The organism is Glutamicibacter sp. 363 (assembly GCF_052379505.1).
Taxonomy (GTDB): Bacteria; Actinomycetota; Actinomycetes; order Actinomycetales; family Micrococcaceae; genus Glutamicibacter.
Genome location: NZ_JBQSYR010000005.1, coordinates 1 through 21,297, shown reverse-complemented (window position 1 = coordinate 21,297; position 21,297 = coordinate 1). Strand labels below are relative to the sequence as shown.

Sequence of the window (21,297 nt, the reverse complement as noted above, 5' to 3'; positions counted from 1 at the left end):
GCGAAGCTAATTATTACTTCGAGTTCAACGTATCGTCAGCACCAAGGACGACCGAAACTCGGTTGGGGATGTTCCGGGTCTGCAGAACCTCATCGATGTTCAAGACTTCGGCGGCTTTTTCCGCGGTGGTCCGGTAGGCCTCGGACATGTAATACACCGTCGAAGTCTCGGCGTCTCGGGTCCAATTATCCGTCACGATATTCGTGAAATCAGCCTCGGCAAGCAATTCTTCGCCTGCCCCTGCAACTCCTGCAATACTTGCGCCGTTGTACACGCCGATGAGTTGTCCGTACAACACGTCAGCGTCATCGATGGTGCTAGACGGAGTTGCGCTTTCGGATGCTGCTTCGCTTTGGTCAGAAGAGTCTTCGCTCTCCGCCGGTGCAGAGGTTTGGCTCGGTTCGGAACCTGCTAGACGATCGGCAATGCCTGGACCAAAGAAGAATCCGGCGCCACCAATCAACAGCACCGCAATCGCGGACAGAACTACCCAACGAAGCTTGCTGTCCTTGCCCTTGGCGGCGGCAGACTGCGCCCAGCCGTGGGCATGATGCGACCCAACACGGGTACTAAACTCCGGAACGCGATCGAATTCGTCACGTGGGTAGTTGGTCATTCTTGTCCTTGCTCGAGGTCTGGCTGGCCGAGGCCGGCTATGAACTTAGCGTTCCCCGCCGACGGTACCGCTCACACGACGCTTAGTAGATCGAAGTCTACGCAACCGCTTTACCAGCATTGGGTCATAGGCCATCGCCGCATCCGTGTCGATCAGCTGGTTGAGTAGCTGATAGTAGTTTGTCGGCGAGATAGAGAACTGCTTGGTAATAGCTTGTTCCTTGGCTCCGGCATACTTCCACCACAGCTTCTCCATGTTCAAGATCTGTTGTGAACGCTCGTCCAGCTCCGAGTCGGGGTTCATCACGAAATCTACTAAAACCTCATTGCCAGCCATACGTTCACCTCATCCTTGAACTTCGAAAAGTCGGGTCTATTCATGCATATTTATCCACGCGTGGTGGACACACCACCGATATTCTAACCAATCAACCAACGCCGTGCCGTGTAACGCGGCACAACCGCGCCGCAAAAACGGCAGAATGGTTGCCATGAACAACGAGCAGCCCGCCCTTTTCGACGCTCCCGAGCCTACCGCGCCACCGGCATATTCCGCCGAAGACTTCCCCTTCTTCTTTGGTGCAAAATCGCTGGCAAGTCGCGGGTTTATCGCCGCGGATTGGGTTTCCACTTTGGAACCGCTCGATGGCGTGTTGCAGGAAATCGCGCATAAGTTGGCGGCACGCTCACAGGCTGGCGAGGAGATACTCCCAGCCCCAGAGGTGATGTTGCGCGCACTATCGCTCCCCGCAGCCGAGATCAAAGTCTTGATCATGGGCCAAGACCCCTATCCGACGCCCGGACATGCGAACGGGCTGGCCTTCGCCGCAGCGAAGACTGTGCGCCCCTTGCCGCGCAGCTTGCGCAATATTTACAAAGAGCTGTACGCGGATCTTGGCGTGCCCGAGGCCGGGCACCCTGACCTCGGCGCTTGGCATGAGCAAGGGGTCATGCTGCTCAATCAGGTTCTCTCTGTGACTGCGTCAAACGCCGGCAGTCACCAGAAGCTTGGCTGGGCACCGGTGGTAGAAGCAATCATCGCTACGCTCAATGCCCGCAAGGTGCCGGTGGTGGCCGTTCTATGGGGTGCCCACGCACAGAAGCTAGGTACCCTGATGAACAATATGCCCCAGCTTCGCAGCGCTCATCCTTCCCCGCTATCCGCTTCACGTGGATTCTTTGGGTCAAAGCATTTTTCGAAAATTAATAGGCACCTGGCCGAATCCGGTCAGGCGCCTATTGAATGGAATCTGCCGGCCGGCTAACGGCGGCGGATACGCCGGCGTTCGCGCCGTGCGTTGGAGGTCAGCGGACGGCACAGGGTGTCGCCGAAGACCACGCCACCGGCGATGGACAGCATGATCGCAAACGCGTTGAACATTTCCACCAGGCCGGCGAACATTTCATCCTCGTCGAAAACGATGCCGTACATGGCCCGGAAGATCATCAGGCCGGGCAGCATGAACATGACCGCCGGGGCGGCGATCACTAGCTGCGGTGAATTCAATTTGTCCGCCAAGAAGCGTGCAGCAAAGCCAATGACCGTGGACACCACCGCTGGCGTTGCCCGGGCTCCAAGCCCGACCTGCTCCGCCAATAGCAGCACCAAATAGCCGCCGACCGCGATCAACGCGGTAGGCAGCAACAAGCGCTGTGCGGTCTGTTCGGTGACCGAACCGGCCAGAATGGCGACTGCTACCAGCGCGATGAGCATCCATGCCGGATAATCGGTGGCAGCGATTTTATGAACATCGACTTCGTCCCCGCCCAATACGGATGAAACCACCAACGCCGCGGAGATCCCCGAAAGGATCGCCGTATAGGTCAACCCCGCGGAAAAGAGACGTCCGACCGCGGTGACCGGGAAGCCGTTGATTGCGTCTTGTAGCGCCGAAACAAATCTACCCGAAGGCAGCAGAAGCAGGATGCCACCAGAGACTACCAATGCCGGGTCCAATGGGGCGTGGACTTGATGGCTGAGCAAGGCTATTCCGGTGACGGTAAATGTCGAGGTCGCCACGGTGAAGAACTCTGGGACGCGCCAGCGGGACCCGTACCGGCCGATCTGCGAAATCAGCCAGGAGGAAGCCATCGCGACGAGCGCGCCGAGCCATGACCCACCGATGAACAGGACGAAGGCGGCGGCGAAAACCGATTGTCCCACCGCAACGAACCAACGCGGGAAAGGCTTCGGCTTCCGTGTGATCTCCTTGAGCCGCTTGGCAGATTCGGTACGCGATACGCCGCCTGCGATGATGTCCGAAACCAGCTCGTGCACCATCACCATGCCCGCGTAGTTCGTGGTGTACGAACGCACCACGCGCAGAATGGAGTAGCTCTCAGCTTCTGGCGGGCTGTAGTTCAGGTGCAAGGATTGATTGGTGATATCCACGTCTAGGTGGCTAAGCCCTAGTGCTGCGGTCACCGCGATGATGCTGGTTTCCACTTCCAAGGCGCCAGCCCCATAACGAATCAGCGTTTCGCCAAGGTCCAGCGCGAACTCCATGGTTCGCCGCGCCGAAGCATCTTGATCGACGTTGACCCTAGGGTTCGCGTAGGGGGTGCCGCGCAATCGGTCAACGACCTTCAGCGCCTCGGTCGGTGGCGTATCCGAGATCCACATTTTTGCCAGCAATCGGCGAGCCACCGGGTTGGCTCGCGTAGGCATTAGTGTAATGCCGTCATCGGAGGTATAGACCTGGCCGGTACGCGACTCGATGTCCGCCACGTCCGCTGACGCAACGCTCGCACTTACCGCGGTATTTAACGGTAGTTCGGAGGCCATGGTCGTCTCAAAAGACGCCGTCTCGGGAAGGTGCCCCATGTTGATTTCACTCGTCGAAATACGAGGTAGCGACCCAGCCAATGGCGAAGGATCCTCTCCTGGATTTTTCGAATCCGTGTGCTTCTCACCATGGTCTTGCTGCGCCACGAACCACTCCCCCTAGGCTCTCGTTCTATCCGTCAACCTCACGATACAACCAAGGCAAGTAAAGCGGGAGGATGGAATCAAAATAGGCCAAGTATCCCTGAACACATCTGGCATATTTTGCCCTCGGAAATAATTTTGTCGGATGACTGGTTACCTATTTAGATGCAATCGCATGTAAGCCTAAGAGAAGAGGACCATCGTGAGTTCCATCGGTCAAACAAGCCTACGGCCTGAAATTGGAGTTGAAACTTTCGGGGATCTCTCCGAAGATCAGCATGGCAAGCAGTTATCGCACGCCCAGGTTATTCGCAATGTCATCGTCGAAGGGCGGAAGGCCGAAGAAGTCGGCCTTGATTTCTTCGGCGTTGGAGAACACCACCGAGACGATTACGCTGTATCGTCGCCGGAAATAATTCTCGCGGCGCTGGCGCAAGTCACCGACAAGATCCGCCTCGGAACCGCGGTAACTGTGCTCTCCAGCGATGACCCGGTTCGGGTGTACGAGCGCTTCGCAACGCTCGATGCTATCGCGCAGGGACGTGCCGAAATTATCGCCGGACGCGGCTCCTTCATAGAGTCCTTCCCGTTGTTCGGGCTCAACCTCGACGACTACGAATCGCTCTTCGAAGAAAAACTCGATCTTCTGGCTAAGGTCCGAACCGGAGAGCCAGTGACTTGGTCTGGAGAACACCGCGGCGCCTTGACCAACCAACAGCTCTATCCGCTCTTGGAAAATGATCCACTCACCACTTGGGTTGGAGTCGGTGGCAGCCCGCAGTCGGTACTTCGCGCCGCCCGCCACGGGCTTCCGCTCTTTCTCGCCATCATTGGTGGCCAGCCCTCAGCCTTCGAACAGCTAGTTCGGCTCTACCACCGCGCTCTGAAAGAGCTGGGCAAGCAACCACAAAAGGTGGGTGCGCACTTCCACGGATTAGTTGCACCGACCGATACGGAAGCTCTCGAACTGCTGTGGCCGCACTATCAGCGCACCATGAATCGTCTGGGCGCCGAACGCGGGTGGCCGCCGGTCAGCAAAATGCGTTTGGAAGCCGCTATGGGGCCCGAGGGCTCCATGATGGCCGGTAGTCCGTTGACCGTCGCCGCGAAGATGGCAAAGGTCGCCAAAAGCCTCGGACTAAGTCGAATAGACATCAAATATTCGGCAGGCTCTTTGCCACACGAAACCATGCTCGACAGCATCGAGCTGCTTGGCAACGAAGTCAAACCGCTCGTTCACGAGCTACTGGCCGAATAACCCGCCGCTAAGCGCGATTCAAAGGAAGTTAAATAAAGAGAAAACCACCGGCAGCGGTGGTTTTCTCTTTATCTGGTGGATCTTACTGGACTCGAACCAGCGACCTTTCGCGTGTGAGGCGAACGCTCTAACCAACTGAGCTAAAGATCCATCTCTGCGCCGACCTCCCGGTCAAGCACCTAAACGATCTTAGCGGTCTTTGCCTCGGCCGCAAAATCGGCGCCAGTTGCCGCGCTGTTTGCGGTTGCGGTGCCAACCACGGCGCCTGCCAAGGGCCGTACCTCAAAAGGAATTCCGCCTACGGCAGGTCCAGGATAAAAGTGCCTTTAGTTTATCTAGATTTCACTTTATGGCCGCTATTTTCTCTTGCGAACATGCAGGGATTGAATGCATAATTTTTTTAGTTCCTCGTGCTCATACTCAGCCCTGCAACGACGTTGTCGAAAGCCACCGGCGGCGGACCCTAACGGCCAACGAAATCCCTTGCTCTGCATCCCGCCGAAAAGCAACAACCAGATAGTTCGTTCGTCTTAGCATTCAGGACGGTTCCCAGTGCGCCCCACCCTTCGCTACGCCCTGTCATCAACAGCTCCTTCTGGTGCTTTTCGCACCGAAATGGCCACCTTGTACCCTGAAATCGATGATCGATGGAATCAAAAAATAGAACGCGCACGTTGTGTGGTCAGCGTCCGTGACTCAGGTATTCTGGTCGCAGCCGGAGTCGTGCACGACTCGGTACTTGCTCCCACTAGCGCCATGGGCGCGCTTGAGCTAGGTTGCATGGCGGTCCGCCCAGAATATCGTCGGCAAGGCATACGCCAGCAAGTGACCGACCTGCGTCTGGAGTTCGTTGTGCAGGCAGGCTGCATACCCATCACCGTTATTGATTCGGCGAATCCCAGCTCATGGGCAGCCTACGAACGCTCCGAACTATGGGAACGCGAACGGGCTTTCGAATTCGACGGGCGGACCAAGTACATTTATCGCGCCACCGCTCTCGCATCGGATTCGCTGCCGTACTTTCCGCAGCGTGACGTCGCGCCCAGTACACTGACGGGCCATGCGCTTCGACCTTTGCAGAGCTCTTGGCATTCGCCACAAGTTCACACAACCAGATGAGTTAAAAGAGCGCTTCTTGTAGCTCATCGACGAGCTCATGCCCTGGCACCGGAACTACCTCACCCGCTCGGCGAGCGCGCGCCGACTCATGCAGGTCGATCGGGGTAACTTTCAGCACCGAGTCCACCATGGCATTCAAAAACTGAGCGGTACCAACATCTTCGGGCACCGGGTTGTGGACCACCTTGACCGCTGGTTGCTCGTCACTATCATCCCAGTCCACGAGCAATAGTCCGGTGGCGGTATAGCCAAAGCCATCTCCGAAGTCGCGTAGCTTGCGGATCATGTCCACGGTACGCCGGAAAGCTGCCGGTTCGGTTTCTAAAATGGTCGCGCGCTGCACAAAATAGAATCCCACAGCCGCCAGCGGGTAGCGGGCACGCAGATTGGCCGCGTCCCCGTACGCTTCTTCGTACCGATTGGACAGGTTCTTCCCGAAGGAGGAGGTCATCGCCTTGGTGCTCAATAGCAGTTCTGGTCCGGTTGACCAGTGTGTCATCACCACGTCGGTCTGCTTCATGTAGGCGCGACCCAGTATCCTGGCGTCGGTGCTTCCGGCCTTGCCGGCCAGGATTGCTTCATGCAGTTCGTCGGAGAGCCGTTCGGGTAGCTTGCGCAGCAATTCGAGGATGTCCGAAGACAACACCCGTGGCGCTTCCGCGCGTGGCCAGACGAGGTCTGCATCGAATCCCGCCCGGCGGAGTTCATGAGCTAGCCAAGCGTCGACGCCCTGGGCAAAACGACCGGAACGGGTCGCGGCCTTAGAACGCACTGGAATGCTTAGCAACCGCTCGAGAACGTCGAAGGAAGGGGTGAACTCCTCGGTGACGGCTCCGTTGCGGATCCACGGCGAATCTTTGGCCGCAGACATCAACGTCGCATCGTATTCGGCGAAGGCCAGGGTTTTCTCGACTGTGCCAGTTCCCACGCTTAGTTCTCCACTGCCTTAGCTCGTGACTTACGTCGTTCCAGCATGTCTTGGCGCGCTCCGCGTAGCGCACCGATCGCGGCGGCGTCTAGTTCCAGCATCGTTCCCAACACAATCTTGTCTACCAGCTCGGTAGCTTCTTGCTTGCGGCCATGCAGCAGATGTTCGCGGACCTCGTCTTTGATGGATCGCAGCGGTATTGCATGCTCGGCGACCAACTGGGTTGAGGGTACTGGAAGCTTATCCGCCTCGCCGGGTTCCAGCTTCAAGATGCCTCCCCCGTAGGAGCGTCCCACCATTTCGGCACCCAGCATAGTCAAGGTATTAAGCGAAGCCAGAGGCAGCAGCTCACGTCCCAGCTCACGCACATCGGCCCCGAGGTATACCCCATGGATTGAATTGATGTGATGCACACCTGCATGGTTAGTCGTCAGCCGGGGAGTGTCAGCATTCATATAGGTCATGAACAGATCAGGCACCGACAACAACGGGACCCGCCACCAGGGAGTACGCATCCGGCACTTATAGGCTTGGTCCACCGACTCCAGCTCGCCGCTGCCAATTAAGCGCTCTCCCGCGGTGGAGGCGCCACCCTGGGGCCGGAACATCAAGGTCGCCAAGCCGTGCTCCCCGAGTCGCTGCCATTGCTTAGCGTCTAGTTCCAAGCCGCGAAGATGCCTAGAACCGGGAGGCGATATTTCCACCAGGTCGCTCGCGTCCAAACCTAATTCCTCGGCCCGCGCCGGGCTGAGCGTAAACCATTTATTGTTGCCGGTCACCGCGCCCAGCGAGGTCTCTCCCCAGCCCTGCAGATCAATAAACCCGCCGGTAGCATGCGCCTGGTTGAGTATCCCCTGAGCTTCAAAAGTCACCAAGGACCCGGTCCAACGGTCACTTGGACGCTTCGGAGTGTGGATTGCTCCCTCGCCGAGTCCAATCAGATCCTTGGCATTACGAAATTGGTGCAGGCTGAAGGAGTCGCTGGAACCGGTCTGATAACCCTCCGCAAGCAACAGCACCACTTCTTCCTGCGCGTCGACGAATAGCCGCTGTTCGAAGACCGCGAGATGCACCTTGGCGAAACGTTCGAGCAGCATTGCACGCACGGGCCCCGCATAGTTCACGAACATCAACTCTGCCGGGAGCACAAGGGCCAGACGACCACCGACCTCCAGGAAGCTGGTGGCGTGCACGACAAAGGCCGCCCACACGGAGGCAAGTTCGTTCAGCTCGACTCCGGAGCGCCGTGCGGCTTCACGCGAGATTTTGCGCTGGGTTCCGCGGTGCAGTTGATAACGCACGTACGGGGGGTTGCCAATGACCGCATCCATATCCGCGGTGCCTGGAACATCAAAGAAATTTGCGTGCTGGATCCTAGCCTGTGCGCCTTGTTCCGCGAGGATCGCGCGTGCCGCCAGCACCGAAGGCTCGTGAAGCTCCACCCCAAATAATTCGCTGGCGCCGCGCCCATCGTTGGTGACTCGGGCAGCGGTCGCCAAGAATTGGGCTTCACCACATGAGGGTTCAAGCACACGACGCCCCTGCTCGCCTAGCGCCCACTCGGTCATAAACCGGGCTACCGGCTCGGGGGTGAAGTAGGCACCCCGCTCATGCCGAGCGGTGCTCCCTACAGTATTTATCTTGCTCTTCAACACACATCGATCTTTCCATGGCCACCAGACGTTTTGGCAGGGCCAAGACGATCGCCGCACACCGTACGAAACACCGGCAGACTTAGCGACTGGCAGGTTTTACGGCGGGGCAAGTTTCTTATCTGCCTATTCTACGTGGCCGGCCCGCAAAGCTGGTTAGTGCTTGGTACGCAGCTTGTTGATTCCCAAAACCCCAGCGGCGATCACGCACCCAATCAAGAATCCAGCAATGCAGGAGAAGGCGGTATTCGTCACCCAACCCAAGATCGCCCCGGCCGAACCGGTCGCGTCGTGTACCAGCAGTTCCATATGGTGCACAAAACCGTAGGGGGCGTGCCAGCCCAGCTCGTCCATTCCGACCAGAATTAGGTGGCCGCCGACCCAGAGCATCGCCACCACACCGACCTTGCCGAGGATCGACATCACGATCGGCATGGCCTTGACTAGGCCACGGCCAACCTTCTGCGACAGCGTGGATGCCTTCTGCGCCATGTGCAGTCCAATGTCATCCATCTTCACGATCAGCCCCACCGCACCATAGACCACCACGGTCATCAGGATGGCGATCACAATCAGGATCAGCGCGCGATTCAAGAATGGTTCGTGGGACACTTCGTTCAGCGAGATGACCATGATCTCCGCGGAGAGCACGAGGTCCGTCCGCACCGCCGCGCCGATGATCGCTTTTTCGTCGCGCACTCCCTCCTTGCCGCCCGGGGTGTGGTGCTTGATCACCCCCATCGCTTCAAGCAGCTTTTCGGCTCCCTCGAAAACAAGATAGGCACCTCCGAGCATCAGGATCGGGGTGAGCGCCCACGGAGCGAACTGCGAAAGGATCAGAGCCACCGGAAGGATGAACAGCATCTTGTTCCGGATAGACCCAACGGCGATCTTCCAAATGATCGGAAGCTCCCGCTTGGGCGATAGCCCGGCCACGTATTGCGGGGTGACAGCCGCATCGTCGATGACGACTCCAAGCGACTTGGTGCTTGCCTTCGCAGCTCCCATAGCGATGTCGTCGAGTGACGCCGCCGTGACCTTTACGAGGGCTGCGACGTCATCCAGAAGAGCCACGAGTCCACCGGCCATGCCAAAACTCCTTGAGATATTGTTCGGTCGTTTTGGTGCCACCGTACAGGCGCCAGAATCGACAAGGAAATACACCTGAAGTTTAGCGCCCTGAGTTGCCCAGAAACTGTGAGACACCAAAAGAATGCGAATTTTTCGGGGCAAGCCACGGTCGATCCGCAGATGCGGTTGGGAAATAAAAGACCCTCGCCGATGTTCAAGCTTGAACATCGGCGAGGGCCATCCGAGCCCCCTATCGGATTCGAACCGATGACCTACGCTTTACAAGAGCGTTGCTCTGGCCAGCTGAGCTAAGGAGGCGTACTGCATAAGAATATCCGAAGACTGCGCCCGACTGCGAATCGAGACTTTGGCGGCGTTAACCACCCGTGGGGAGCGCACCGCTAGCGATGCACTCCCCACGGGAATCGTGTCAGAGCGGCAGAAAATTATCGACCACAGTTCACGCAGCTTTAGGCAGTCTAGGCGTTGGCCTTGATGGCCGCCTCAACTGCTTCGACAAAGTCCTGATTGGCAAGGTCCATAACCTCGCCCTGGATGAAGATGCTCGGAGTGCCCAAAACACCGTCGTAGCCGGCAGCTAGTGTTGCAGTTTCCACGAACGGACGGTAGGTTCCCTTGTCGATGCAGGACTTCACCGAGTCTGAAGCGCCGGCGGCAATCGCCATTTCGGAGATCTCAGCATTCTTCATTTCGCCCTGATCGTAGTGCCCCCACAGAGCGCTGGCAAAGTCCAAGTAGGCTGCTGGGCTCTGGTCAGCTACACAGGCCAGCGCGTTGGCCCCACGCGAGGAGAAGTTCGTTGGCGAGTTTCCATCGAGGAAGCCGACGTTGCGGTATTCCAAGGAGATCTTGCCGTCCGCCAACCACTGCTTCATCTGCGGCCCATACTTGCTTTCAAATTCAGCACAGTGGACGCAGTTCGCATCAACAAACAAGGTCACGTTGATCGGCTCGCCCTTGGCGCCCACGGTCAGATCGCGTGGTTCGGGAGTCGCCGGCTTCGAATCGGGAGCGACAAGTTTGGTGTTGTCGATCTTCACACCCGAGGTATTTGCAACGGTGGTCGGCGACGTCAACAGAATACCGCCAGCGGCGTTGCCGCCCTGAGGCGCGGCTCCGGCGTCCGGAACCTTGGCGTTGTTATTCTGCACGATGAGCACAACCACCAGGACCACGACCAAAACGACAGCAGCCAGCACGCCAAGCTTGACGAAGAGCGACTTGCGTTTCTGGGCCGAGGCCTGAGCAGCCTGCAGCTGCGCGGCCTTTTCACGGGCGCTAGCGTTGCGCTCCGCTTTGGACGGACGCGAGTTGTTTGTAGACATAAGTTCGAATGTTCCTTGGCTCAACGGAAATACTGTAATCTGCTTCCAAGCTTAGCCAATGGAATGGCCGCCCTCCCCCGTAATTGCCAGATTCCCCAACCTTCACAGGTTGCGCATAACATTCGCCAACATGATGCAAAGCCCCATTTTGGGGTTATTTGAGACTTCAACCAAGTCATGCCGGATAAGTTCATCTTTGGGCCTCATTCGGCGTTAAAAGCCCATCCGCGCCGCTTCTCACGTACATTGAGTGATGGAACACAGTTTCCTTCCGCTTCCGGCTAGCATCCGGAATCCGGGATGACAGTGAAGTTGAGCTGACAAAGAGGTCATTCACTTACAACCGACAAAGCTGCGAGGTTTTCTTCTCGCAGTAAGTACGTGGCCAGGAGGTTTACGGTGGGTAATGAACTAGCAGGCGTAGCGGAAAGCAATTCCCATGACTTTGTAGTGGTGGCTAACCGGTTGCCGGTGGATCGGATCACGCTTCCGGATGGCACCCAAGGGTTCCAGCGTTCTCCTGGCGGTCTGGTCACCGCGCTCGAACCGATCATGGCTGCCGCGGATGGCGCATGGGTCGGCTGGCATGGCGGAATCGACGAAGAGCTCGAAGAGTTCGACAAGGACAGCATCCACCTCGTTCCGGTCCCGCTCAGTGAACAGGACCTAAGCCTCTACTACGGCGGATTTTCGAATTCCACCCTCTGGCCGCTCTATCACGACGTGATCATACCTCCGGAGTACCACCGCACCTGGTGGGACCGTTACAAGAAGGTCAACCAACGTTTCGCTGACGCGGTGGTGCGAACCGCCGCGCACAATGCCACCGTGTGGGTCCACGACTACCAGCTGCAGCTGGTTCCACAGATGCTGCGGATGGCACGCCCCGATCTGAAGATCGGCTTCTTCCTGCACATCCCTTTCCCCGCCGCCAGCCTGTTTTCTCAGCTGCCTTGGCGCACCCAAATCCTGGAAGGTCTGGCCGGAGCCGATCTAGTCGGCTTCCAGCGCGAGACCGATGCGTCCAATTTTCTACGCTGCCTGCGACGGTTCACCGACTATTCGACCAAGGGGCACGAAGCTACCCCGTCGTCGACGCATAAGATTCAGAATCTGTGCCGCGCTGTGGCCCATCCAATCTCAATCGACACCGAAGAAATCGCCAAGCTGTCGCGTGATCCGCAGATCATTGCCCGCGCTGCACAGATTCGTTTGGAATTGGGCAATCCGAAGACAATCATGCTTGGCGTGGACCGGCTGGACTACACCAAGGGCATCAGGCACCGGCTGAAAGCCTATGGCGAGCTGCTCAACGATCAGGCACTTCGCGCCGGAGATGTCTGTCTGATCCAGGTAGCCAGCCCAAGCCGTGAAAACGTAGATTCCTATATGGAGCTGCGCGATCAGGTGGAACTGATGGTCGGCCAGATCACCGGCCAACACGACACGCTGAGCCACACCACGCTTCGCTACTTACACCACTCCTATCCGCTGCGCGAGATGATCGCCCTATACCTAGCCGCCGATGTGCTACTGGTGACAGCCCTGCGCGATGGGATGAACCTAGTGGCCAAGGAGTTCGTGGCATCCCATCAGGATGGTCGTGGAGTCCTTGTGCTTTCCGAATATACCGGTGCGGCCGATCAGTTGACCCAGGCGGTGCTGGTCAACCCTCATGACATCGATGGCATGAAGGCAAGGATCGTCGAGGCGGTCAACATGGACCAATCCGAACAGGCACGACGCATGCGTCGAATGAATCGCCATCTGCTGGAACATGACGTGACCCGTTGGTCCGCTCGCTTCTTGGAAGAACTCGCCGAAATCAATTCGCGAGCGAACCAAATCAACGCCGTAGCCAGCCATTAATAACATCGCCTAGTCTGAACGGAACGACAGTGCCGAATCTCGCGCCCGAATTACGCGCCGATCTCTCCACCTTCGCCGGGCACCGGCGAATCCTGGTTGCTTTGGACTTCGACGGTACGCTCTCGCCGCTCGTGGACCGCCCCCAAGACGCCAGGCCTTCCACGCGGGCCGCACAAGCCTTTGACGAACTTGCGCGACAATCCGGCGTGCACACGGCGGTGGTCTCCGGCCGGAACCTTGAATCGCTCACGGCGGTGTATCCGGCCCCCAGACCGGATAACTTGATCGGTTCCCACGGAGCCGAACGGCGCGTTCCGTCCGTAACCCCGGATGCGCCAGAACAACGGGAACTCACCGATGCCCAGCGGGAGAACCTCACGGAAATCACCGCCCGATTGAGCGAAGTCGCGCAGCGGCATGAGGGAGTCAATCTGGAGCACAAACCCTCGGCTACCGTCCTGCACGTACGCCAAGCCCAAAGTCCTGGCATTGCCGAGGCCGCCTTGGCCGAGGGGAACCACGCCCTCGCACACTTGCCGGAAGTGCGCCTCATGGCAGGAAAGGCCGTGCTAGAGGCCTCGGTCCATGCAGGCGACAAGGGACAGGCTTTGCAATGGTTGCGCCAGGTTCTCGATGTTGATGCGCTGCTCTTCGTCGGAGATGACGTCACCGACGAGGATGGCTTCCGGATCCTCACCCGTGAGGACCTCGGAATCAAGGTAGGTCCAGGCCCTACACTGGCCGCGCACCGCATTTCTGGGCCGGAGATACTGTCCGAACTTTTGGAATTGCTGCTTTCTATGCGAGACTAAGGTGTCCCATATCACTTTCACTACGGATCGTCGGGCACGTACCTGCCCGTGAAAGGATTGTCATCATGGCAACTGTGACCTTTGAAAAGGCCACCCGAATTTACCCGGGCGCACTTGTGCCTTCAGTCGACGCAATTGATTTGCAGATTGAAGACGGGGAATTCCTTGTTCTAGTTGGCCCATCGGGCTGCGGCAAATCGACTACCTTGCGCATGCTAGCTGGTCTCGAGGAAGTCGACTCCGGGCGAATTCTCATTGGCGATAAGGACGTGACTAACGTTCCGCCAAAAGACCGCGATATCGCCATGGTCTTCCAGAACTATGCTCTTTACCCGCACATGACGGTCGCTGAAAACATGGGCTTCGCCCTGAAGATCGCCGGCGTCGATAAGGAAGAACGCAATAAGCGCGTCCTCGAAGCTGCAAAGCTGCTGGATCTAGAAAATTATCTAAGCCGCAAGCCGAAGGCGCTCTCCGGCGGCCAGCGCCAGCGCGTCGCCATGGGACGAGCAATCGTTCGCTCGCCTCAGGTCTTCCTGATGGACGAGCCGCTGTCGAACTTGGACGCCAAACTTCGCGTGCAGACCCGCACACAGATCGCATCGCTGACCCGCCGACTCGGTGTCACCACCGTGTATGTCACCCACGACCAGGTGGAAGCGTTGACCATGGGTGACCGCGTGGCGGTGCTCAAGGACGGCGAAATCCAACAGGTTGGCACTCCCCGTGACCTCTACGACCGCCCACGCAATGTTTTCGTGGCCGGATTCATCGGATCTCCGGCAATGAATCTCATTGAATTGGAAGCCTCTAACGGTCAGGTCGCCTTTGGCAACACTTCCTTGCCCGCTCCTGGCGCGCAGGGTGCAACCACCATGGGCATCCGACCGGAGGATCTGACTCTCGCCACCCCAGGCGAGGGTGCAGAGCTGATGGTGGATGTGGTCGAGGAGTTGGGTGCAGATGCTTATGTCTATGGCACGGCCCAGCTAGGCGGCAAGAGCCAAACCATCGTGGTCCGAGTCAACGGCCGCACCCCGCCTGCCCGCGGCCAGAAACTGCATATCCTGCCGCTAGGGCAGCACGTGCACCTCTTCGACACCGCCTCGGGCCTGCGTCTAGCTGATTAGTCTCCGAAAGCAATAAGACCGGTTGTAGGACTCGTTAGAGTTTCACAACCGGTCTTTTGCGGTCCGTACGGGAGGACGTGGAACGGTGGTTAAACATCGAAGGTCCCGAGATATTTCTCGGGACCTTCGGCAAAATATGCCCGGCGATGACCTACTCTCCCACACCCTCCCGAGTGCAGTACCATCGGCGCAGTGGGTCTTAGCTTCCGGGTTCGGTATGGGACCGGGCGTTTCCCCCACGCTATGATCGCCGTAACTCTAACCCTCACGGTCAAACCGTGGGAAAATTACAGTGTCATTCGCAGTTGCGATAACTCAATAACTATAACAGGGCCAGGCTTCTAAGGGCCAATCGATAGGCTCCTATCCGACGGTGCCCTTCGCCACACTAAATACAATTCGGTTGCAGCCTGTGCAGCTGATAGACACTGCCCGCCCTCCGACTCCTGAGCCGGTACAGGACATGCGTGCAGACCGCCGAGCGCGTATCGATTGCTGCCATATGCGCTGCGTCAACGCCGAGTTTATTGATTCGGATTCGCCGCGGCAGAACGGCTTATATTGCAAAGTTTATTGCTCAGGGCCGGCGTGAGCAGCTGTCTGTCGGAGTTGTATGTACGTTGATTGAAGTTAAATTCTGGCCAGTGAGTTCAATATCATTGAGCCGAAGGACAGCAGCAAAAAACAGGAAAAGACCGGACGCAGTCCGGGCAACAGCCGGCCGCGCCAGCGGACGCCCGTTTTATGGATTTTTGAAAAGTAGCAACAACATGCCAAAGCTCTCCATTCTCAGGACACCCATCCGTGCTGGTCGAACCAGAGCCAACGAATATTTAGGAACTCACTTACCCGCAAACGCAAGAGTTCGTCCGCGACATAATCGACCTACCCTCGGCGACTAACTCTTCATAGCACGTTCGAGAAAAAGACACTTACAGCCCAGGGATACGTTCTCTCGACTAAATGAATATCTTCACCTTAGTCAAACGGTCTATAAAATTCTCATGGCCAAACTTACACGCGAATATGAACGTATTTGAAACAAGAAGATGGCCAGACATCGCAAACCATCGTTTTCCAAAATTTTTATATAAAACTCGTGACTTTACTCTTAAGGCGTGTAAAGATTCATATATCAATCGTTCTGAGAAGCGGAACGAATCCGCCCATCGGCGGAGTAAACATGATCAAGAAGACTCTCCTGAAATCCGCAACATCCATCTCAATCGTTGCAGCAATGACGTTGGGTGGTGCAGCCGGAGCACACGCAGCAGCACCAGCAGTAACCGCACCCGCCACATCCGCAACTACCCTGACAAGCGTTTCCTCGACCCAAAGCACCACATTGTCGGGAACCGCATCAACCGGCAAGCTCACTTCGACCGAACGCAAAAGCGTCGCCGGAAACGCATCCACCCAGACCAACGTCGCTGCTCCAGCAGCCGTACCAATCGCGATACGCCTAGCCGTCAAAGCAGGCATGCAAGTACTCAAACGAACCAACGTCAAATGGTACAACGCCATCAAAGCCCAACTCGGCAAAGGGCGGACCGCCTTCGCAAACTGGTGGAACACGACAGTTCCAGGTCCAATCAAAACGATCGTCTACGGCGCCACGGGCGGGGTCGGAATCAATGCACTCTACGACGCTCTTTTATGGGTGCTCGGGTTCAACTAAGCGCTCTCCAGCTACAAGTTGAAGACCAAAAGGCTTGCACCATAGGTGAAACAAATCAGATCCGTTTATGTCAAAGTTAGATAGGGAGAACCATCAATGAAAAAGATGACTAAATCGCTGGTGTCAATTTCGATCGTCAGTGCAATGACTTTGGGTGGTGCAGCCGGAGCACACGCAGCAGCACCAGCAGTAACCGCACCCGCCACATCCGCAACTACCCTGACAAGCGTTTCCTCGACCCAAAGCACCACATTGTCGGGAACCGCATCAACCGGCAAGCTCACTTCGACCGAACGCAAAAGCGTCGCCGGAAACGCATCCACCCAGACCAACGTCGCTGCTCCAGCAGCCGTACCAATCGCGATACGCCTAGCCGTCAAAGCAGGCATGCAAGTACTCAAACGAACCAACGTCAAATGGTACAACGCCATCAGGTCCCAACTGAATAAGGGACGCACGGTATTCGTTAACTGGTGGAATACTTCGGTACCAGCGAACGTAAAAAACGTCCTTTACGTGACGACAGGTGGATTGAGCGGCAACGCTCTCTATGATGCATTGCTTTGGGTATTTGGTTTTTAGCCATCAAACAAAAGGCTCGACTTCCTAGAAAATCAGGAAGTCGAGCCTTTGTTACTTGCCTGAGCGTAAATATCTGATGAACTCAATACCAATACCGAGGACCACAGCCCCGAGACTAAATAGCAAACTAAAGTTCCAATACGGCTCAAACGCCATCCACTCAGCTTCCTTGGCCAGACGAAGGACTAGCCATATCAGGACAGCCAACACGACCCCGGAAATAATGAAACCAGCCTTGGAACGAACTTTTGCATCAGGCATCAAAGCATTGGCGTATTCCTCCGGCTCTCCGAATTCTTCAACGAGCTGGTCCTCCTGCGAGCCATAACTTTGCAGACTCAAAAGCGCATCCTGGACCACTTCCGGAGAAGCACCCAAAGATCGCAAAGCTGCTTTCAAACGCGTTTCATAGTCAAGCATCATTTTCCCCTTTTGCTGATCATCGATAAACTCCGCGATATGTCTTGCCAAGCATTCTCCGCGCCTGACAACTCATTCCGACCTTCATCTGTTAGCCGAAGCATCTTTTTTGCCGGACCATGTGACGTCGTATCCCAGTAATGTTCAAGAAGCCCATCATCTTCAAAGCGACGAAGGATCGGATACATTACTCCACCTTTGACATGCCCAAACCCATACTCCTTGAGCCGCACTATTAATTCGTAGCCATGTATATCTTCGTTAGAGATTACGGCTAGCGCTGCATAAGGGAGCGCGCTTCTCGCAAAGTCATTCCTCCATTGTCTGATTCCCATATCTACATTGTATATCTCACTAGATAGAATTTCTAGCTACAAATTATTTGCATGTAGACGCTCCGCCCGATGCGCCCGATGCGCCCGACTTACTAAACTAGCCTCGTCCGAGGGCACAAGCCATCGACTACATAGCTAAGGTCTTGAAGTACTTTACTCGCAACGTTTTTCGGGCTGATATTCGACATCAGTGTGGCAGCTGTGGCCTCCTCGCTGAGAGCATCGGCCAGCCGTTAAACCAGCCGATTCACCATTTATTTCAGATGGAACCAGACTGATGCCCTTAGCGGGGCAAGAAACCCGCAGCCGCCAATGCAGGAAAGCATGTCATCCATCAGAGTTGGCCCAACTAAGAGCATCCTGATCAGAAAAAGGCGCTGTAATCCCGGGAATCGCGGCAAATCCTCATCAAACAGACGACCATGGACCGGTCGAGGGTGACTACTGGAGGTGTTCCAAGAGCCTGATTTTTAGAACAAAAGAGGCATCATGCAAACATGATTCAAACGACGTACTAATTACAGGACGCAGACGTTCCAGTAGCAGATAATCGTATGATGTTCGCGTAGTCCTTGATCGCTGAGCTTGTGGAGAAAAGAGGCACGGTGGCTCCTGGCCAATTGTCCAGACATCATCTGGATGATTGTCAACGGCCAATACTTTCTGCCCACCGGCGGCCAGCAAAAATGCCCATGCATGGCCAACTAAAATGCCCACTGGCGGCCACTATTCCTGCCCACTGATCAATTCCAGAAATAGCGCTCACCACCGTCCAAGAAAAAGCTAGCTCAACGCACTCACCCCTTGACCCGCCATGGCCTGCGTAAGCCTCACCGATTCACCACTGGTCTGGCAAATATGAGCATGGTGCAACAACCTGTCCACCATGGCAGTAGCCAACGTCTTGGGCATCAACGCGTCAAACCCCGCCGGATGCAGATTCGAAGACAACGCAATGGAACGCTTCTCATACGCGGCATCAACCACCCGATAAAGCGCTTCAGCCGCATCATCAGGCACCGCCAGCAAGCCGATATCATCAATAATGATCAAGTCAGCACGCAGAACCTTCGCGATCGCCTTGTTCACGCTGTCATCAACCCGATGCGAACGAACAATCCCGCCCAGCTGCTCCAACGTGAACCACGCGACCTGCCGACCTTCCTCAACAGCCTGCTGTCCCAGAGCCTCAAGAAAAAACGTCTTGCCCGTGCCCGACGGACCGCAAACCACCAGATTCTCCTTGCGGTGCACCCATTCCAACGTGCGCAACGCCTGCTGCGTCGGCAACGGGACCGTCGAAAGCGACGGATCCCACGACCCGAAGCTCTTCCCCGTAGGGAAGCCTGCGGCTTTGCGTCGGGTAGCGAGCATCGAGCGTGCCCGGCCACTGATTTCTTCCTCCAACAAGGATTTGAGCACCTCCGCCGGGTCCCACCGCTGCGACTTCGCCGTGGCCAGCAGCTCTGGCGCTAAAGCTCTGGCGTGAGGCATCTTCAACTGCCGCATCAGCTGCTCCAACTCTTCAGCCAACGGCGGTGCACCGGCATTCGTGGCAATCATCAGCTAGTTCGCCTCCTTCAATAAGGAGCCGTAGTCAGCCCACGGCGAGGCTCCCTGGCTCAACGACTGCTGTTCGGGAGCTTGACGGCGCAGCTGCCCGGGTGCAGCTGATTCAAGAATGGAAAGCAGATCCCTGTGCCCGAACCTCCCATTCGCCGCAGCCAAACCCAGCGCGCGGTCCACCGGGGCTGATCCTTGGAGTTTGGCCAACGTCACTGCTTCAGCCATCTTCAAATTCACCCGTTCAGCACCGGCGGCAGCGGCGGCCATCAACCACTGATGGGCGCCTTCGCCCAAGGCGAGGAATTCCTTCTCAGCCTGGCTTCGGGCCTTGGGACGCTTCACGCCTGGGACTTTCTCTTCGCGGTCAGGGAAGTGCGACCCGTTCACTTGCATCACTCCCGGGCTTCCTTGAGCATGCCGAGCAACTTCGGTCGGCCCATCTGCACCAAGGTGCACGATAATCACTTCGGCGCTCGCACCCATCCCGCGGGTGCGCACCCACACCTGTTCGCCGAGCAACCGGTATGGAACTGAGTACTGGACGTTTTCATAAGAAATCATCGGCGACTTTGCCGGAACCATACGGCTCACTCCGAACGCAATGGTGAAAGGCTGTGCCGGCAGCGTGTGCAACTGCGCGCGTTCCTCGGCGAGCATCACCGCTGGCTGACGCTTGGTGGTGCGGTGCACGCGGTCATTGATCATCGCCATGAACTCATCACAGGCCTGTTCGAGCTGCGCGAAGCAGTCATATTCTGCGCGCAGGTTCGTGTCCTTGGGAACCAGGTCGGCTTTGGCGACTTTCACCGCGTTCTCCACCCCGCCTTTGCTGGCTGGATCTGCCGGTTCGCACGTCAACAGGCTCACCGAGTAGTACTTGGCGAAGGTAACGGTTTGCTGGTTGCGTACCGGGATCCCGGCGATATGCATGGTGGTGACCGTCTTTTCATTATCGGTCAGCACGTACGTCGGAGCGCCGCCAATGATCCGGAAGCTCTGGTCAATGGCCGCGAATACCGTGGGCATGCTTTTATCCCGCAAGGGGATGACGATCCGGAATCGTGACCAGGCCAGCCAGGCAACGAACAGCACTGTCTTGAAGCCGTCAATGATCGGCCCGTCGCCGAAATCGTATTGGAGCCAACGCCCCGGCTCGGTGACCCATGGAGCATGAACTCGTTGGTTCACCGCACGCCAGGACCGCTTTGCCAGATTCACCGCACGCCGGGTGGAGCGTTCTGAGCCGGTGTAGCCGACCCGTTGGATCCGCTCATGGACTTTGTCCACGCGTATTTTACCTTTGGTCTCCTCGACGTACCGATCGATGTATTTCAGGTAGTCGTCGGTGTTTTTTGACCGCGGCGTGGTTGTTGGGATCGGGGTGCCCGCGTCGCGGGCTGCAACGTATTTCTTGACTGTGTGGTGCGAACAGCCGGCGAGGTCACCGGCGGAACGAAACGATCCTGTTGAGTCGTAAGCTGCGAGAATTTCCATGATTACTCCGTCAGACTTCATATAGGGCCTCTTCTTGGTTTGGTTTTGATGTGACTAGACATCGTCATCAAACCCCAAGAAGGGGCCCGCGTCACGTTTGGTGGCGTGGGCGCTGATAAAGAGGTGGACTTTGATAATCAGTGGGCAGAAGTGATGGCCACGGATGGGCGTTTTTGCTGGCCGCTGGCGGGCATTTCTGCTGTCCGTCGGTGGGCAATTATTTGGCCGCCTATGGGCAGTTTTTCATGGCCGCTAACAACCCGTCTGGTGATCACGCACCGTCGTGTTCTTGAAGGCACTCATCGGTTTGCCTCGATCCCCAGCTCTTTCATGATCGACAAAACCGTCGACTTCGGTATGTCGTCTTCCTAGTGCTTGCGGATCAGGTCCACCAGTTGCCCGGCGCCGTCTACCCCATTTCGATGCTTCGTACTCGTGCTGGACCGGCGTGCTGCGCCTGGCTCACAGCTTTAGCTTCGCTCGGTTCCTGTGA

At 57.0% G+C, this 21,297-nt stretch carries 19 protein-coding genes, 2 tRNA genes, 1 rRNA gene and 1 pseudogene; 8 read left to right on the top strand and 15 right to left on the bottom strand.

Annotation, left to right across the window (positions count from 1 at the left end):
- Nucleotides 1–13: 13 nt before the first annotated feature.
- Both ACT3UA_RS04260 and ACT3UA_RS04255 read right to left on the bottom strand, forming a co-directional pair.
- A complete protein-coding gene (locus ACT3UA_RS04260) occupies nt 14–616 on the bottom strand; it encodes a LytR C-terminal domain-containing protein (protein ID WP_444615632.1) in 603 nt (200 codons plus the stop codon).
- Between the two features lie 45 nt (nt 617–661).
- A complete protein-coding gene (locus ACT3UA_RS04255) occupies nt 662–952 on the bottom strand; it encodes a DUF3263 domain-containing protein (RefSeq protein WP_096256066.1) in 291 nt (96 codons plus the stop codon).
- Between the two features lie 154 nt (nt 953–1,106).
- Here ACT3UA_RS04255 and ACT3UA_RS04250 point away from each other — a divergent pair, with 154 nt between their 5' ends.
- Complete coding sequence (locus ACT3UA_RS04250; protein WP_444615631.1) at nt 1,107–1,880, top strand: uracil-DNA glycosylase; 774 nt, start codon at nt 1,107–1,109, stop codon at nt 1,878–1,880.
- Here the strand turns inward: ACT3UA_RS04250 and ACT3UA_RS04245 are convergent.
- Complete coding sequence (locus ACT3UA_RS04245) at nt 1,877–3,547, bottom strand: threonine/serine ThrE exporter family protein (protein WP_444615630.1); 1,671 nt, start codon at nt 3,545–3,547, stop codon at nt 1,877–1,879. The genes ACT3UA_RS04250 and ACT3UA_RS04245 overlap by 4 nt on opposite strands.
- 199 nt (nt 3,548–3,746) lie before the next feature.
- On the opposite strand from ACT3UA_RS04245, the gene ACT3UA_RS04240 reads away from it, so the two are divergent.
- Complete coding sequence (locus ACT3UA_RS04240; RefSeq protein WP_444615629.1) at nt 3,747–4,802, top strand: Atu2307/SP_0267 family LLM class monooxygenase; 1,056 nt, start codon at nt 3,747–3,749, stop codon at nt 4,800–4,802.
- A gap of 73 nt (nt 4,803–4,875) precedes the next feature.
- Here the strand turns inward: ACT3UA_RS04240 and ACT3UA_RS04235 are convergent.
- Nucleotides 4,876–4,952: transfer RNA gene (locus ACT3UA_RS04235), tRNA-Val, on the bottom strand.
- Nucleotides 4,953–5,417: 465 nt separating this feature from the next.
- Between ACT3UA_RS04235 and ACT3UA_RS04230 the strand changes: the two genes are divergently transcribed.
- Nucleotides 5,418–5,921 carry a GNAT family N-acetyltransferase gene (locus tag ACT3UA_RS04230; RefSeq protein WP_444615650.1) on the top strand — a complete coding sequence of 168 codons (504 nt, stop codon included), beginning with the start codon at nt 5,418–5,420 and terminating at the stop codon, nt 5,919–5,921.
- 1 nt (nt 5,922) lies between these two features.
- Here ACT3UA_RS04230 and ACT3UA_RS04225 read toward each other — a convergent pair whose 3' ends face one another.
- From ACT3UA_RS04225 to ACT3UA_RS04205, 5 genes are all read right to left on the bottom strand, one after another.
- Nucleotides 5,923–6,849, bottom strand: a complete 927-nt coding sequence (locus tag ACT3UA_RS04225) for a hypothetical protein (RefSeq protein ID WP_444615628.1) — start codon at nt 6,847–6,849, stop codon at nt 5,923–5,925.
- 2 nt (nt 6,850–6,851) lie between these two features.
- Nucleotides 6,852–8,504: an HsdM family class I SAM-dependent methyltransferase gene (locus ACT3UA_RS04220; protein WP_444615627.1), complete on the bottom strand. Its 1,653-nt coding sequence runs from the start codon at nt 8,502–8,504 to the stop codon at nt 6,852–6,854.
- A gap of 153 nt (nt 8,505–8,657) precedes the next feature.
- Complete coding sequence (locus ACT3UA_RS04215; RefSeq protein WP_444615626.1) at nt 8,658–9,590, bottom strand: DUF808 domain-containing protein; 933 nt, start codon at nt 9,588–9,590, stop codon at nt 8,658–8,660.
- Between the two features lie 226 nt (nt 9,591–9,816).
- Nucleotides 9,817–9,890 (bottom strand) — tRNA-Thr (locus tag ACT3UA_RS04210).
- A gap of 161 nt (nt 9,891–10,051) precedes the next feature.
- Entirely contained in the window at nt 10,052–10,918 is an 867-nt protein-coding gene (locus tag ACT3UA_RS04205; RefSeq protein ID WP_096289229.1) for a DsbA family protein, read from the bottom strand.
- A gap of 399 nt (nt 10,919–11,317) precedes the next feature.
- On the opposite strand from ACT3UA_RS04205, the gene ACT3UA_RS04200 reads away from it, so the two are divergent.
- The 3 genes from ACT3UA_RS04200 (at nt 11,318) to ACT3UA_RS04190 (ending at nt 14,729) form a co-directional block, all read left to right on the top strand.
- The gene (locus tag ACT3UA_RS04200; protein WP_096289231.1) at nt 11,318–12,787 is read left to right on the top strand and encodes an alpha,alpha-trehalose-phosphate synthase (UDP-forming); all 1,470 of its coding nucleotides are present in this window, start codon (nt 11,318–11,320) and stop codon (nt 12,785–12,787) included.
- Nucleotides 12,788–12,816: 29 nt separating this feature from the next.
- Nucleotides 12,817–13,599 (top strand): trehalose-phosphatase, encoded by a 783-nt coding sequence (gene otsB / locus ACT3UA_RS04195; RefSeq protein ID WP_176484316.1) that lies wholly within the window; start codon nt 12,817–12,819, stop codon nt 13,597–13,599.
- Between the two features lie 65 nt (nt 13,600–13,664).
- Nucleotides 13,665–14,729 carry an ABC transporter ATP-binding protein gene (locus tag ACT3UA_RS04190; RefSeq protein ID WP_096289235.1) on the top strand — a complete coding sequence of 355 codons (1,065 nt, stop codon included), beginning with the start codon at nt 13,665–13,667 and terminating at the stop codon, nt 14,727–14,729.
- Between the two features lie 138 nt (nt 14,730–14,867).
- On the opposite strand, the gene rrf is transcribed toward ACT3UA_RS04190, so the two are convergent.
- Nucleotides 14,868–14,984 (bottom strand): 5S ribosomal RNA (rrf, locus tag ACT3UA_RS04185).
- 781 nt (nt 14,985–15,765) lie between these two features.
- On the opposite strand from rrf, the gene ACT3UA_RS04180 reads away from it, so the two are divergent.
- Nucleotides 15,766–16,407, top strand: coding sequence for a hypothetical protein (locus tag ACT3UA_RS04180; RefSeq protein WP_141393628.1), 642 nt, complete (start codon nt 15,766–15,768; stop codon nt 16,405–16,407).
- Nucleotides 16,408–16,503: 96 nt separating this feature from the next.
- Entirely contained in the window at nt 16,504–16,989 is a 486-nt protein-coding gene (locus ACT3UA_RS04175) for a hypothetical protein (RefSeq protein ID WP_141393629.1), read from the top strand.
- A gap of 51 nt (nt 16,990–17,040) precedes the next feature.
- On the opposite strand, the gene ACT3UA_RS04170 is transcribed toward ACT3UA_RS04175, so the two are convergent.
- The 5 genes and pseudogenes from ACT3UA_RS04170 to ACT3UA_RS04150 all read right to left on the bottom strand — a co-directional run.
- Nucleotides 17,041–17,460 (bottom strand): hypothetical protein, encoded by a 420-nt coding sequence (locus tag ACT3UA_RS04170; RefSeq protein ID WP_444615625.1) that lies wholly within the window; start codon nt 17,458–17,460, stop codon nt 17,041–17,043.
- Nucleotides 17,409–17,744 carry a PadR family transcriptional regulator gene (locus ACT3UA_RS04165; RefSeq protein WP_096289243.1) on the bottom strand — a complete coding sequence of 112 codons (336 nt, stop codon included), beginning with the start codon at nt 17,742–17,744 and terminating at the stop codon, nt 17,409–17,411. Before ACT3UA_RS04165 ends, ACT3UA_RS04170 begins: the two co-directional genes overlap by 52 nt.
- Before the next feature lie 783 nt (nt 17,745–18,527).
- On the bottom strand, nt 18,528–19,307 hold the full coding sequence (gene istB, locus ACT3UA_RS04160) for an IS21-like element helper ATPase IstB (protein ID WP_096289245.1): 780 nt from the start codon (nt 19,305–19,307) through the stop codon (nt 18,528–18,530).
- Between the two features lie 3 nt (nt 19,308–19,310).
- On the bottom strand, nt 19,311–20,825 hold the full coding sequence (gene istA, locus ACT3UA_RS04155; protein WP_444615624.1) for an IS21 family transposase: 1,515 nt from the start codon (nt 20,823–20,825) through the stop codon (nt 19,311–19,313).
- A gap of 243 nt (nt 20,826–21,068) precedes the next feature.
- A pseudogene (locus ACT3UA_RS04150) lies at nt 21,069–21,263 on the bottom strand (IS3 family transposase); the annotation flags it as partial.
- Nucleotides 21,264–21,297: the final 34 nt, after the last annotated feature.